Raw genomic sequence first — 13,220 nt, 5'->3', positions numbered from 1 at the left:
GGGGCGCTCCGCGCGTCAGCGGAAGCGTCCCTCCAGCCACGTCTTGGTGAACATGTTCGGGCTCAAGGGCTGCAGCGTCACGTTGTCGTAGCGCACGGTGAACTGCGAGCCCGAGGCCTCCTCGACCTCCAGCACTTCCTTGTACGGATAGACGACCTTGCCCGCGATGGGGTCCTTCACCGACTGATAGCTGCGGATGATGTCCGTGCGCAGGACGCGGCCCGAGGGCGCGTACCCCACGCGCTTGACGATGTTGAAGGACGGGTCCACCCAGATGCGAAGCTGGAGGTAGGAGGGCTGGGCGCCTTCCTTCGCGGTGAGGTGGAGCTTCCGGAAGGTGACGCCCTTCACGACGTCCTCGCCCTCGTCCTTCGCGTCGTAGTTCTCCGCGAGCCGGGAGCGGTCGAAGTCCTCCTCACAGGACACGGTGCTGATGATGTTCCCCCGCTGGGTGGTCCGCTGCCACTGCCCCGTCGAGGGCTCGTACTCCCACAGGTTGCGCCCCATGCGCAGGTAGCCGCCGCCGGCCAGGTGGCGCGGCTTGGTGACGTAGATGAGCAGGTCCCGGGTCGTGTCGCGCCGGTAGACCTCCAGCTCAATCAGGTTCTCCGTCCCGTCCTTGCGCAGCTCCCGGAGCCGCACCGTCCCCCGGTAGTCGCTCTGGAAGGACATGCGGTCGTCGATGCGACGAAGGACCTCCTCCGGGGACGGCTTCGCCTCGGGTTCAGCCCCCGCCAGCAAAGGAGCGACAAGCAGGGCGAGAACGGGCAGGACGCGGAACGTCGATGCGAGCATCACAGCGACTCCATGGCGGAACGAGGGGACAGCCAGGCAGCTCGGAGCGAGGGTACCAACACCGCGAGCGACGCACAGAACGTGACGAGCACCACCGCGACCACGGCGCTCCCCACACTGGCCGCGAGCGGCAGGTGGGGACTGAAGAAGAAGTCGGCCAGGGGCCCCGGAAGGGGGATGGCATCGCGCAGCAGCACACACGCGCCCAGCGCCGCCACGGCGCCGCTCACCGAGCCCAGGGCGCCCAACAGCAGGCCCTCGGTCATGAAGAGCACCGCCACCAGCGGACGCTGCAACCCCATGGCGCGCAGGGTGCCAATCTCCCGCGTCCGCTCCCGCACGGCGACACTCTGCGCCATGAAGAGCCCCACGACGACCACCGCGAGCATGATGAGGCCCAGCAGCACCGTCAGCGCGCCCAGCCCATCCGTGATGAAGCGCAGGAACCAGGACTCGTCCTCCCACGTGGAGACGTCCAGGCGCTGTCCACGCCAGCCCTCGCGCAGCATCGGGGCGAGCTTGTCGCCATAGGCCTTGTTCATGGCGGGGAGCACCTCGAAGCCCGAGGAGCGCAGCGCCTGCCGCCAGGAGTCCCCCATCGCGTTCAGGTCCCGTCCTCCACCGGTGCTGGCGAGACACTCGAGTTGCAGCACCCCCGCCGCGCCGGCGCGGTAGCCCTGCAGCTCCCCCAGGGTGGTGTTCGAGACGAGGATGCCCGAGGAACTCCCCAGCAGTCCCGCGCCCTGCATGATGGCCACCACCTCCACGTCCAGCGCGTTGCGACGCAGCGTTCCGATGGACTCCGTGAAGAGCGTGGCCATGTCGCCCACGCCCACCTTCAGGCGCTCGGCCATGGCCGTGGAGAGCACGATGGTCCTGGGCCGGGCGAGCGCGCCGAGGCTCCCCTCCTTCATGAGGATGGACTCCAGCGCCTGCTTCTCGCCCGCCACGTCCAGCGAGACGAGGAAGGACGAGTAGCGCCTGCGGGCCACGCCCACCGTGGCGCGGCCCCGTCCCCGCTCGCGCAGGTGACAGCCCTCCGGCACCAGCGGCGTGAGGACCTCGCGCACCTTCCCCGCGGACCCCATCACCGGGGCGACGCTGTCGGGGTGGACCTTGAAGTAGCCCCCGACGTTGACCTCGCCGCTCAGGAAGGTGGTGGTGGCCTCTCGATGCGCGGCGGCGACACCCGCCGTCAGCGCCATCGACATCACCAGCACGCCGCTGGCTCCCGCCACCACCAGGAACAACAACAGCGCCCGCTCCCGGTGAGCGCGGAGGTTGCGCAACGCCATCTGGAACAAGACGAACATGGCGTCAGTCCTCCCTCTTCAACATGGCCACGATGGGAGAGACCTTGCCGCCGCGCCACGCGGGCACCAGCGCCGCGGCCACGACGACGGCGAGCACTCCCACCCCAATCCCCACCACGCTCCCAGCGGTCAGCCTCGGCTTCAACACGGTGCCGCCCATGAAGAACTGGAGCGATTCGTCGTGAATCCCCACGCCCTCCCCCACGAGCAGCAGCAGCACCGCCGTGCCCAACGCCAGGCCCATGCCCGCGCCCACCACGCCCAGCATCAGCCCCTCGGTCAGGAGCACCTGGAAGACCTGCCGCCGCTGCATGCCCAGCGCCCGCATCGTCCCCACCTCGCCCACCCGCTCCCGCGCCAGCAGCAACAGCGTGGAGGCGGAGACCAGCACGATGAAGAGCGACATCAGCGCGGCGATGGCCAACAGCACCACCCGCGCGATGCCGACGCCGCCCGCCAGCATCCCGCCCGCCACGGACCAGTCCACCGTGGCCACCGGGAGTCCCTCCTTCGCGGCCATGTCGGCGATGCGCGCGGCCACGGCCTCCGGCTCCGCGTCGGGCGCCAACACCAGCGCGGCCTGGAGCACGCTGACGCCGCGCTGCTCGACGGCCGTGAAGTGCTCGGGCCAGGCCTCCGACGCCTTCGCGACAGGCACCTCCGGGCTCGTGGGCTGCACCGGCGCCGCCTCCTCCTCGACGATGCCCGCGGCCTGGAGCGTGAGGTCCCCCGTCACCAGCGGCTGGGACATCCCCAGCGACTCCACGTCCCGACGGACCTCCTCCGACTCGGAGGTGATGCGTCGGCCCGCGAGGAACCTCGCCGTCACCAGGTCCATCAACCCCAGCGTGTTCACCCGGCTGGCGTCGCCACCGAGCCCTCGGAAACGGAAGGTACCCCACACCTTCACCGGCACGTTGATGCGGCCGAACGCGCCCTCCGTGCCCATCACCACCAACGTGTCCCCAGGACGGACCCGATACAAAGGCAAGAGCGGCGCCAGCTCCCGCTGGAACTGCTCGTAGCGCGTGTCGAAGTTCTCGTCGGTCAGCGTGAGGAACTCGCGCAGCAGCACGTCCAGCGCGCCGTCATGTCCCAGGAGCTTCGAGAGCGCCACCACCAGGGCGCGAGCGCGCTCCGCGTCGAGCCTCGCCAGGAGGTCCGGCAGCTCCGCCACGCAGCGCGCCGCCCGCGTGCGCAGCGCCTCGTCCTGGGCGAAGGTGGCCCCCGCCTTCCGCTCGCGCTGGACCTCGTCGAGCAGCGCCGCGACGGGAATCTTGAAGGACTGCTCGTAGAGCCCCTGCCCCAGCAGCAGGCCCCGCTGTCCAGGAGGCGGCAGGCTTCCGCTCACCAGCTCGAAGCGCGGGAAGGCTCGGGGAAACTGCTCCAGGTCCGAGGCCAGGTACTCCATGCCCGTGGACTCGCCCTCGCCCACCTGCCGGGCGACGCGGTTCTCCAGGTACTCGAGCACCTCCAGGGGCGCGGCGCGGAAGCGAGCCCAGAACTCGGGCGTCCCGACCTCCTCCAGCGCCCGCTGGTCCTCGCGCGCCTCCGCCTCCCCCAGGAACGAGAAGGCCTCAGCCCGGCGGCCGTCATCACGCACGACGTCCTTCAGCGTCTGCTCCAGCTCCGACGCCAGCCGCTCCAGCCGCGCATCGCGCGACGCGGAGGCCGGCTCTCGCGCCACCGCGCGCACCACCGCCAGCTTTTCATCCAGGTAGTTGCCTCGGAACACCGAGCTCCACCCCACCTCCATGGGGACGACCTCGCGCACGCCCTCCACGGCCTTCAGGCGCGCCTCGATGGCGGGGAAGTCCGGCAGGGGCTGGAGCTCCGGCGCGTCGCCGTGGTCCATCACCACCGTGGGCACACCTCGAGACTTGGAGTGATACAGCTGCAGGTGCCCCGTCCCGCTCTCGATGAGGCTGTGCCGCGTCCCCTCCTCGACTCCCGCCAGGAAGGCGAACCCCAGGGTGAGCAGGGTCGCGCTCCCCGCCGCGAGGAGGCCGACCACCCAACTTCGGGGCCGGGCCCGGACGCTCTGGAAAGCCAACGACACAAATGTCACGGAAGGCTCCTCGCGCGGCAGCCACTGCGGTGGACGCTCCTGAAGACACAGGGAGTCACCCGCGGGCGCGCTCGACATGCATCAAGGTGAGGGAACGATAGAGAAGCCCCCTGGGGAAGGGCAAGGCTTCTCACCCGGGGTTGCGTGACAGCGCCTCGCGGATGAAGCTGCCCTCTCTCCGGAGAGTCCCCTTGCCGACCTCGTCGAGCCCCTCCCTCGCGCAGTCTCTCCACATCTGGGCGCGCAATGCGTCCAACGAGTCCGCGCTGCTCCGGGCCTCGCTGAGCCTCGGCCTCTTCCAGGCCCTCCCGAGAGAGCCCACGTCGGCGCCCCTCTCCGTGGAGGCGCTCGCACACCAGCTCGGTGCGTCCGTTCGCGGCACCCGCGCGCTCCTGGAATTGCTGCTCTGCATGGGCCTGGTGCGCATGGATGACGCGCGGGGCTACACGCTGTCCTCGTCCATCGCCGCGCTCCTGGATGACGCGGGATTCCACGCGAGGCTCCAGGCGGAGCGCCCCTGGTGGCACCCGATGGGGCGGCTCGACGAGGCGCTCCAACAGGGAGGCCCCGTGGTGGAGGACGCGGACTCGTGGGACGTCCTCGGGCACTACCGGGAGTTGTTCCTCGACCCGACCAAGGTCTCCACTTCGGCCGAGGCCGAGGACTTCTTCGACCGCTTCGCGCGAGGCGCCGCACGCACGCAGTTGCTCATCACCGTCGGACGGCTGGGTGTCCTGGACGCGCTCGCCTCCGGCCCCCAATCCCTGACGCGGCTTGGCGAGACCACGAAGCTGAGCGTGGAGGGCCTGCGTGTGGTGCTGGAGGTGATGGCGACGCTGGGGCTCGTGCGCGAAGAGGCCGGTGTCTGGGACCTCACGGCGGACGCGCGCCCCCTGCTGGAGGGCAAGGCGCTGGCCTACCTGGTCCGCGCGCTCTCCGTGTCGTCGCGCTACTGGGAGGCCCTGGGGCGGCTGGATGAGACGGTGCGCACGGAGCACTTCATCCTGGACCTGAAGGACCCGGAGACGAGCCGGCGCTTCTACGCGGACAACTCGCAGCAGATCACCGCGGTGTTCGCCACGCACTTCCAGCTCGGTCGCAAGGCCGTCGAGACGCTCGCGCAGGTCCGCCCCCTGGAGCGCGCCCAGGTGTTGGACATCGGCACGGGCTCGGGGGTGTGGGGCGCGGCGTTCGCGCGGGCCACGCCGACGACCCAGGTCACCTACTTCGACCAGGACGTCGTCCTGGAGCAGGTACGCACCAACCTGGAGCGCCTCAAGGTCGCCGAGCGCGCGCGCTTCTGGCCCGGAGACCTGCTCACGCACGACTTCGGCGAGCAGGCGTTCGACGTCATCGTGCTGCCCCAGGTGCTCAACGTGCTGAGGCCGGAGAGCCTGCCCGGACTCTTCGCCCGGGTCTCCCGCGCGTTGAAGCCCGACGGCGTGTTGCTCATCGCGGAGTACGTGCTGAACGAGCGCCGCGACGGGCCCCTGGAGCACCTCTACTTCGGCCTGCGGCGCTTCATGACCAACGAGGGCGACCTGCTGTCCGCCTCCGAGTACGCCCACCTCCTGAAGGACGTGGGGCTGACGGCGTCGGTCTGCCTCCCGCTCCCGACGCAGGAGCTGATTCTCGCGACGCGCTCGGGCGTGCCGCTCCCCAGCCGGCTCGCGGCCTGATTCAGGAAGGAGCCTGCGTCGCCTCGGCGGGCCAGGGATGCTCGCCGCGGTGGGCGACGACGACCTGCTGGATGGGCATGTCGAAGCCCCGCGCGGAGGTGAGCCCCACGGGGTCCAGCAGCGCGCGGAACTCCGGCAGCGAGAGCACGTCGCCTTCATTCGACACGTACCGCCGCAGCGCGAAGTAGAGCGCGTCGAGCGGCCCGTCGCGGCGGTCCGTCAGGAGATACCCCGAGATGAGCAACACGCCACCGGGGCGCAGCGCGCGGGCCAGCTTCGCGAAGAACCCGGGCAGGGACTCGGAGGGCAGCGCGGGGATGATCTGCGGCAGCAGGATGACGTCGTACGCCGCCTCGCCGTAGTCCACCGAGAGGCAGTCGCCCTCCCACAGCCGCGAGCGCGCCTCCAGCTTCAGCTTCGCCAGGTGAGGACGCACGGCATCCAGCACATGCGGCGAGTCCAGGAAGGTGACGTGCGTGGAGGGGTCCACCAACCCGAAGGCCGCGCCCCACACGCCCGAGCCCGTCCCCACGTCCAGCACCCGCGCGCCCGCGAGCGAGCGCATGCCGCGCACCAGCTCCGCCGCCTTGCGGCTCAGGCGCAGGTGGGACGCGAAGATGCCCGAGATGCGGGAGGCGTTCTCCTGGTAGATGCGGCGCGCCGTCTGAGGGTCTCTCAAGTCCAGCCGGAAGCGCTGCTCGCGCACGGCTTCGTCCAGGTGCCCCAGCGCTTCCCAGTAGGCCATGGTGGCGGGCAGCGCGCGCTGGAAGTACGGGAGGCTGTTCGCATCCAGCATCCTCGCAGCGTCCTCCGTGAAGGCCCACGCGCCATCCGCCTCGCGGGCGATGCCCATCGTCCCGAGCACCTTCACCAGCACCTCGAGCGACCGCGCTGGCACACCCGACGCCTCCGCCAGCGCCTCGAGAGAACCCACCCCCTTCACCCACCGCTCGAGCAAGCCCAGCTCCGCCGCCGTCACCAGGGCTTGCGTGCGCGCGAAGTTGCGCGCCGCGCGGTCGAAGAAGTCCTCCGCGCGCGTGTTGGGCGCGGCCTCCTGGGGCTCGAGGAACAGCGCGCGATACCACCCGAGCACGTCCCGCCCCTCCACGTCCGCGCCAGTCCGCACGGCCTGGGGAAGCAACGCCACCGCGTGCCACCCGTCGTGGTTCGCCTTCAGCCTCGACATGAAGGACGCATCGGCCAGGAAGGCCGCGGTGGACTCCGGGAGCGCATAGCCGCGTCCCACCTCCAGCGTCACGAAGCCGAGCGCGACCAGGGGCTCGATGACCGAGCGGACGCCTCGCACGTTGGCGGCGAGCCTCCGCGCCAGCTCCGTCAGCGGCACCGGGGTCGTGCCCAGCTGGTTCAGGAGCCCCAGCGAGACCGCGGCCTGGAGCGCGGCGGACTCGTTGCTCGCATCCCTCGCGAGGAAGTTGAGGTGCTGGACGAAGGAGGTCGAGGGAGCCTGGGACATGGAGCCTTTCTCACATCCAGCGGAACCAACGAAGCGCGCCGAGCACGGGCAGGAGCGCCCAGCCCGCGAGCACCGCCATGGGCGCACCGAGCGCCCACACGGACGTGCCCTCCAACATGATGGCGCGCAGCGAGTCATTGAGCGCGGTCAACGGCAACACCTGGATGAAGGGCTGCATCCACGTGGGGAAGTTCTGCGACGCGAAGAAGACGCCGGACACGAACATCATCGGCATGGAGACCAGGTTGATGAGGCCGCCCACGGCCTCGTCGGTGCGCACCCGGCTGGCCACGAGCAGCGCCAGGGACGCGAAGCTCATCGACCCGAGCAACCCCACGGCCAGCAGCCCCAGGTAGCTGCCGAACATGGGCACGCCGAACATCCACCGCGCGAACGCGCAGTAGAAGGCAATCTCCAGCACCGCGAACGCCGTGCGCGCGAGCATGAACGACACGAAGAACTGGGCGCGAGGCATGGGTGTCCCCGCCAGCCGCTTGAGCAGCTTCCCGCCGCGCATCGACACCAGCGGCATGGCCAGCGCCCACAGGCTGGTGGACATCAACGACATGCCCAGGAGCCCCGGGATGAGGAAGTCGACGTAGCGGTTGCCCGGCTCCTCCACGGGGGTCGCCTTCACCGCCTCGATGCGAGGCGCGCCGGACTCGGTCGCCAGCACCTGGGAGACGAGCAACCGCGCCGTGCGGCCTTCGGGTTGGCTCGGGTCCACCAGGGCCTCGGGCGCCGGAGTCCCCGGCACGAGCACCAGGGCCACCCGACCTCGGGCCAGCAGCCGCTTCGCCTCCTCCTTCGGCGCGGCCTGCGTCTCCAGCTCCGGCACGTCCTTGAGCCGCGCCAGCAGCGCGGAGGCCCCCGGGCCGTCCGCGACGGCGACTCGCACCGGCGCCAGGGACTCATTGCGGAAGGCGAGCCCCAGCACCAACGTGGTGATGACGGGGAAGATGAACGTCCACCCAATCACCTCGGGCTGGCGGTACATCACCCGCAGGCGCATCAGAATCAGCTGTCCCAGAGAGCCCATCACGCGGCCTCCTCCCCAAGCCCCTCGCGCAGCGAGCGTCCCGTCAGCCCCAGGAAGACATCATCCAGCGTGGGCCGGTGCGTCGACAGGTGCCGGAGCTGGACGCCCACCCCCTCCACTTCTCGCAGCACGGCGGGGAGCGCCACGTGCAGCTCCTTCACGCGCAAGGAGATGCGGTCCGCGTGGCGCTGCGCGGACACCACCGCGGGCAGCGGGCGGAGCCGCTCCAGGTCCAGGGCGGGCTCCGCCACCAGCTCGATGACCTGCTCGGCGCCCAGCGTGGCGACGATTTCCGGCGGCGTGCCCCGCGCGATGACGCGCCCCCGGTCGATGATGACCAGCCGGTCGCAGAGCACCTCGGCCTCGTCCATGTAGTGGGTGGTCAGCACCACGGTGCGCCCGCGGGACTTGAGCTCGGCCACCACGTCCCAGAGCGCGCGGCGCGACTGCGGGTCCAGGCCCGTGGTCGGCTCGTCGAGGAACAGCAGGTCGGGGTCTCCCGCCAGGGCCAGCGCCAGGGCCAGCCGTTGACGCTGACCGCCGGACAGCTTCCCCACGCGGGCATGACGCTTCTCGCCAAGCTGCACCAGGCCGATGAGCTCCTCGACGGGAAGGGCGCGCGGATAGAACGAGGCGAACAGGCGCACCGTCTCCTCGACGGTGAGCTGGTCCACCAGCCGGGTCTCCTGGAGCGTCAGGCCCATGCGACGGCGCAGCTCCACGGCGTTCTTCTTCCAGTCCAGGCCGAGGATGCGCACCTGGCCGGAGGTGGGCTCTTGCAGGCCCTCGAGGATTTCGACGGTGGTCGTCTTGCCGGCGCCGTTGGGGCCCAACAGGCCCATGCATTCGCCGCGGCGGATGTCCAGGTCGATGCCGTCCACGGCCACGACGTCGCCGAAGCGCTTGACCAGGTTCTTCACCTCGATGGCGAGGTCTTCAGGGGGAGTCATGGGAGCCGCCGCAGTATGGGGCCCAACGTCCTTCGCGGAAAGCGGCGGGAGGGTGCTACGGTCCGTCGCCGTGGCCCTGAGCGATGGATTGGATGCGCGGGTTGACCGGCTGGCGTTGCCGTTCAACGAGTATGGCGTAGACCCTTACGGAATCTCCCGGAAGCACGTGAGGGATGCGCTGCGGGTCTTCGCGCTCATCTACCGGTACTACTTCCGGGTGAAGTGCCACGGCATCCAGCACATCCCCGAGAAGGGCCGAGGGATGCTGGTGGGCAACCACTCCGGCGGCGTGGCGGTGGACGGCGCCATGGTGCTGACCTCCACGATGCTGGAGATGGACCCGCCGCGCCTGGCGCAAGGGATGGTGGAGCGATTCCTCCACAAGTTCCCGGTGTCCTCGCTGTGGGCCAGCCGCACGGGACAGTTCACGGGGCTGCCCGAGCACGCGAAGCGGCTCCTGGAGGACGACCGGCTGTTGATGATCTTCCCGGAGGGGGCGCGCGGGACGGCGAAGCTGTTCCCGGACCGGTACTCGCTGGTGGACTTCGGCACGGGGTTCATCCGGCTGGCGTTGCAGACGCGCTCGCCCATCATCCCGTTCGCGTTCCTGGGGGGCGGGTCGGCGATTCCCACGGTGTTCAACGCGTATGCGCTGGGCAAGCTGCTGGGGGTTCCGTACGTGCCGCTGACGCCCTACCTGTTGCCGGTGCCGCTGCCGGTGCAGCTGGAGATTCACTATGGCGAGCCGCTCGTCTTCCATGGGACGGGAGACGAAGAGGACCACGTCATCGAGGGGTATGTGGCGAAGGTGAAGGAACGCATCGCGGGTCTCATCGAGCGCGGCCGGGCGGAGCGTCAGCACCGCGGGCTGTCGAGGAAGCTCTTGCCATGAGGGTGCTCATCCCGGGTATCTCCGGAGGAATCGCGCGCAAGCTGGCGCTGCGGTTGAAGCATGCGGGCCACGAGGTGGCGGGCGTGGACGTGCGTCCGTGGGAGACGGCGCGCGAGGAGGGCATCGAGGTCTTCCGAGGCGACGTGCGCAAGCGCGCGGCGGAGGACGTGTTCCGTCGGTGGCGACCGGAGGCGGTGGTCCACATGGCCACGGTGACGGCGTTCACGGTTCCGGGTGCGGAGCGCGGGCGCATCAACCTGGACGGGACGAAGGCGGTGTTCGACCACTGCGCGACGCACGGGGTGAAGCAGCTGTTGTTCGTGGGTCGGCACACGTTCTACGGGGCGGCGCCGGACTCGCCGCTGTACCACTCCGAGGACGAGCCCCCGCGGGCCTTGGAGGCCATTCCGGAGCTGGCGGACCTGGTGGCGTCGGACCTGTATGCGGCGACGGCGTTGTGGCGGTTGCCGGCGGTGACGACGGCGGTGTTGCGGTTGCCGTACACGTTGGGGGAGCCGGGAACGGGGACGTTGGCGACGTTCCTGAAGGGTCGGCGGGTGCCGTTGGTGTTGGGGTATGACCCGCTGTTCCACGTGTTGCAGGAGGCGGACGTGGTGTCGGCGCTGCATCTGGCGTTGGAGAAGCAGTTGCGCGGCGATCTTCAACGTGGCGGGGCCGCCGCCGATTCCGTTGTCTGTCATCGTGAGGGAGACGGGCCGCACGGTGGTGCCGTTGCCGGCGCCTGTGTTGTCATTCCTGATGGGAAGGGCGGGGCTGCCCAAGTTGTCGACGGGGGCGCTGGACCACCTGCGCTATCCCATCGTCGTGGACAACCGCCGGTTCCTGGAGGCGACGGGGTTCGAATACAAGCACAGCGTCGCGGACACACTGCGCATCTACCGCGAGGCGGCGCCGGTTCCTGTCTCGAGTGGGGTGCTCTAGGAACGGAGGGAATGGGCTCCGTCAGAGCGGCTTGAACAGGTTCGCAGTGACCTGCCAGCTCATCTCCTCGTTGAGCACGATGGCCGTGTGGTCGCTGCGGAACTTTGTCGCGGTCCCAGGCTCGTAGCACTCCTCGACCCGAATCCTCACGATGCGGGCATTGGCATTACCCGTGACGGCCGTGACACGGCCGACCACATCGTAGTTGAGATGGTAGCCGACTCGGACTCGCTCGCCGACCTGCGGGACTGGGAGGGTGACCGCTCTCGGAGGGCGCTCCACGCGCTGGTCGACCTCCACCAGCATGAACCAATGAAGTTGCATGTATCCCTCCATGAGCCGGGCACGGTGCTCTTCTTCAATCCACGAACACCCCGTGATGATGGTGTGCACGACGGCCAGTTGGTCCAACAGGAAGATGAGGATGCCCGTCCCCACCTCTCCTTTCCAGATGCGGAGGGCGTCTTCGAGCAACAGCTCATTGATGAGCATGTATGACTTTTCGTCGCTCTCCTCCTGCACCTCCTTTCCCGCATCTTTGTTCAGACTCTGGAGCTCACCTTGCTGGGTTCCCATTTCTCGGGCTTTGTCTTCTTGAGCGTGTCGACCTTCTTCTTCACATTCTCTTCGATGCGCGCCATGCGCTCATCCCGGCTCAGTCGCGCCTTGACGATGGAGTCCAGGGACTCGGCCAGCTCCGTCTCCACCTTCCGCTGTGAGTCGGACAATGTCAGCGGAGCCCGGAACGTCTTGAGCGAATCCAGCTTGTCCACGAGTGGTTTGGTCTGCCCGTGGAACTCCGTTGCCTTCTTGCTGTGCCGGTCGACACTGATGTTGCTGAGCTGCTTCTTCATTTCGTTCGCATCCGCTTCAGCGAAGCGCTTCACGAACTCCTGCACGATGTTTCGCGACTTCAGCGCCTCATAACCCAGACACAGGCAGGCGTAGGTGAGGATCTTGAGCGTCTTGTCGCTCCGAAACAGGGTCCGGTCGAACATGCCTCCCTCGCCACCGAGGCCCGAGGCGATGTACTCGAGGCCAGTGGCCAGGATTCTCACCTGGGTCCCCGGCAAGCGGCGGGGCTTGGATATCTTGGAGAGGGCCGACCAGCCCTCGAGGTTCTGGAGACTGAAGGAGAACTGCACGCCTTCGTCTGCGGCCACGAACTCCATGGTGCCTTGGTTGGACGTAAAGACGTGGTTGACGTTGCCCCAGTCAATCACAGAGCCGGCGATGGTCCCCCGAACCAGCTTGAGGATGGCCTGCTCCGTCTCCTTGGCGTCGGCCGCGAACGTCCCCATGTCGAGGTCTTTGATGGTCTGCCTGGGACTGAGGTCCGGACGCGGGCACCCCTCCAGCCACAAAGCAGCGCTGCCATAGAGGATGAAGTCGCGCTTCGCGGCCTCGAAGGCTTTCTTCAGCTCCTTCAGAATCAGCGGATAGACGTCCAGGGAGCCAATCCGCCGTCCGATGGGCGTCCGCATGTTGGGGTTGGCTCGCTGATAGGCGCGGAAGGCGGCCTCGAAGGAATCACTGGGCGGGTCCACCCTGCGCGTCGGCATGATGGGCGCAGGGATCCTGTCAAGGCGGTGCCCGCAGTACCCGCACCTCCCTGCGATGGCCTCGCGAGGGGGCGAGTTGAGATTCGGTTTTTTCCCAGGGCAGCGAGGGTTCAGACATTGCGCCATCGATGGACTCCGCTCGAGAAGTCCCACAGGGATATCACACCCGGATGACCTGTACCCGTGCACCGCCGGGCGCTGCAGCCCAGCACCTCCACGAGCAGGCCGGTGTCGATAGACGCAGGCAACATCACCTGTCGTGAAGCCTTCCTCACAGTGGAACATCCTGCTCCGCGGGATTGAAGGATTCATGAGATGGGAAATCGCAGCCGCGCCTGGGCACTCGCCTGGTTTCAAGCGCCGTCGTCGTGACATGACCATCCATGATGTCGTGTCCGACCCCATCTCCATGGGTTGTGCGCCATTGAATGAAAGGCAACCTCTTTCGCTTGCCAGGATTGAGACGCACGGAACAGGATCTCCCACGTGGCGCGTCCCTCTCGTGG

At 68.7% G+C, this 13,220-nt stretch carries 10 protein-coding genes and 1 pseudogene; 3 read left to right on the top strand and 8 right to left on the bottom strand.

The genetic code is table 11. The features are described from left to right. Positions 1–15: 15 nt before the first annotated feature. From MYSTI_RS08550 to MYSTI_RS08540, 3 genes are read right to left on the bottom strand one after another with little or no spacing between them, the layout of a single operon-like run. Entirely contained in the window at positions 16–795 is a 780-nt protein-coding gene (locus MYSTI_RS08550) for an outer membrane lipoprotein-sorting protein (protein WP_015347325.1), read from the bottom strand. Then, positions 795–2,108 carry an ABC transporter permease gene (locus MYSTI_RS08545; protein WP_015347324.1) on the bottom strand — a complete coding sequence of 438 codons (1,314 nt, stop codon included), beginning with the start codon at positions 2,106–2,108 and terminating at the stop codon, positions 795–797. Before MYSTI_RS08545 ends, MYSTI_RS08550 begins: the two co-directional genes overlap by 1 nt. A 4-nt stretch (positions 2,109–2,112) precedes the next feature. Then, the gene (locus MYSTI_RS08540; protein WP_233278215.1) at positions 2,113–4,122 is read right to left on the bottom strand and encodes an ABC transporter permease; all 2,010 of its coding nucleotides are present in this window, start codon (positions 4,120–4,122) and stop codon (positions 2,113–2,115) included. Positions 4,123–4,367: 245 nt separating this feature from the next. Here MYSTI_RS08540 and MYSTI_RS08535 point away from each other — a divergent pair, with 245 nt between their 5' ends. Continuing rightward, on the top strand, positions 4,368–5,855 hold the full coding sequence (locus MYSTI_RS08535) for a class I SAM-dependent methyltransferase (RefSeq protein WP_233278214.1): 1,488 nt from the start codon (positions 4,368–4,370) through the stop codon (positions 5,853–5,855). Position 5,856: 1 nt separating this feature from the next. Here the strand turns inward: MYSTI_RS08535 and MYSTI_RS08530 are convergent, their stop codons facing one another. Genes MYSTI_RS08530 through MYSTI_RS08520 form a run of 3 tightly spaced genes read right to left on the bottom strand, consistent with a single transcriptional unit; the run spans position 5,857 to position 9,318 of the window. After that, on the bottom strand, positions 5,857–7,329 hold the full coding sequence (locus tag MYSTI_RS08530; protein WP_015347321.1) for a class I SAM-dependent methyltransferase: 1,473 nt from the start codon (positions 7,327–7,329) through the stop codon (positions 5,857–5,859). A gap of 10 nt (positions 7,330–7,339) precedes the next feature. Continuing rightward, positions 7,340–8,368, bottom strand: a complete 1,029-nt coding sequence (locus tag MYSTI_RS08525) for an ABC transporter permease (protein WP_015347320.1) — start codon at positions 8,366–8,368, stop codon at positions 7,340–7,342. Beyond that, positions 8,368–9,318 carry an ABC transporter ATP-binding protein gene (locus MYSTI_RS08520; RefSeq protein WP_015347319.1) on the bottom strand — a complete coding sequence of 317 codons (951 nt, stop codon included), beginning with the start codon at positions 9,316–9,318 and terminating at the stop codon, positions 8,368–8,370. The genes MYSTI_RS08525 and MYSTI_RS08520 overlap by 1 nt, the downstream gene beginning before the upstream one ends. 70 nt (positions 9,319–9,388) lie before the next feature. Between MYSTI_RS08520 and MYSTI_RS08515 the strand changes: the two genes are divergently transcribed. Together MYSTI_RS08515 and MYSTI_RS08510 are read left to right on the top strand one after the other, a co-directional pair. Beyond that, a complete protein-coding gene (locus tag MYSTI_RS08515; RefSeq protein WP_015347318.1) occupies positions 9,389–10,210 on the top strand; it encodes a lysophospholipid acyltransferase family protein in 822 nt (273 codons plus the stop codon). Then, a pseudogene (locus tag MYSTI_RS08510) lies at positions 10,207–11,152 on the top strand (SDR family oxidoreductase). Before MYSTI_RS08515 ends, MYSTI_RS08510 begins: the two are co-directional and overlap by 4 nt. Positions 11,153–11,173: 21 nt before the next feature. Here MYSTI_RS08510 and MYSTI_RS08505 read toward each other — a convergent pair. Together MYSTI_RS08505 and MYSTI_RS08500 are read right to left on the bottom strand one after the other, a co-directional pair. After that, positions 11,174–11,644, bottom strand: coding sequence for a hypothetical protein (locus MYSTI_RS08505; RefSeq protein WP_169558614.1), 471 nt, complete (start codon positions 11,642–11,644; stop codon positions 11,174–11,176). A 50-nt stretch (positions 11,645–11,694) separates the two neighbouring features. Continuing rightward, the gene (locus MYSTI_RS08500) at positions 11,695–12,714 is read right to left on the bottom strand and encodes a hypothetical protein (RefSeq protein ID WP_044279334.1); all 1,020 of its coding nucleotides are present in this window, start codon (positions 12,712–12,714) and stop codon (positions 11,695–11,697) included. Positions 12,715–13,220 lie beyond the last annotated feature (506 nt).

The sequence above is a fragment of the Myxococcus stipitatus DSM 14675 genome (genome assembly GCF_000331735.1).
Taxonomy (GTDB): Bacteria; Myxococcota; Myxococcia; order Myxococcales; family Myxococcaceae; genus Myxococcus; species Myxococcus stipitatus.
The sequence above is the reverse complement of the archived record's forward strand: the minus strand, read 5'-3'. Positions and strand labels throughout refer to the sequence as shown.

What these genes read in the sequence shown, in the direction of transcription:
- MYSTI_RS08525 (WP_015347320.1), bottom strand. Translation starts at nt 8,368, where the DNA reads ATGGGCTCTCTGGGACAGCTGATTCTGATGCGCCTGCGGGTGATGTAC.
- MYSTI_RS08505 (WP_169558614.1), bottom strand. Translation starts at nt 11,644, where the DNA reads ATGCTCATCAATGAGCTGTTGCTCGAAGACGCCCTCCGCATCTGGAAA.
- MYSTI_RS08545 (WP_015347324.1), bottom strand. Translation starts at nt 2,108, where the DNA reads ATGTTCGTCTTGTTCCAGATGGCGTTGCGCAACCTCCGCGCTCACCGG.
- MYSTI_RS08530 (WP_015347321.1), bottom strand. Translation starts at nt 7,329, where the DNA reads ATGTCCCAGGCTCCCTCGACCTCCTTCGTCCAGCACCTCAACTTCCTC.
- MYSTI_RS08520 (WP_015347319.1), bottom strand. Translation starts at nt 9,318, where the DNA reads ATGACTCCCCCTGAAGACCTCGCCATCGAGGTGAAGAACCTGGTCAAG.
- MYSTI_RS08500 (WP_044279334.1), bottom strand. Translation starts at nt 12,714, where the DNA reads ATGCCGACGCGCAGGGTGGACCCGCCCAGTGATTCCTTCGAGGCCGCC.
- MYSTI_RS08550 (WP_015347325.1), bottom strand. Translation starts at nt 795, where the DNA reads ATGCTCGCATCGACGTTCCGCGTCCTGCCCGTTCTCGCCCTGCTTGTC.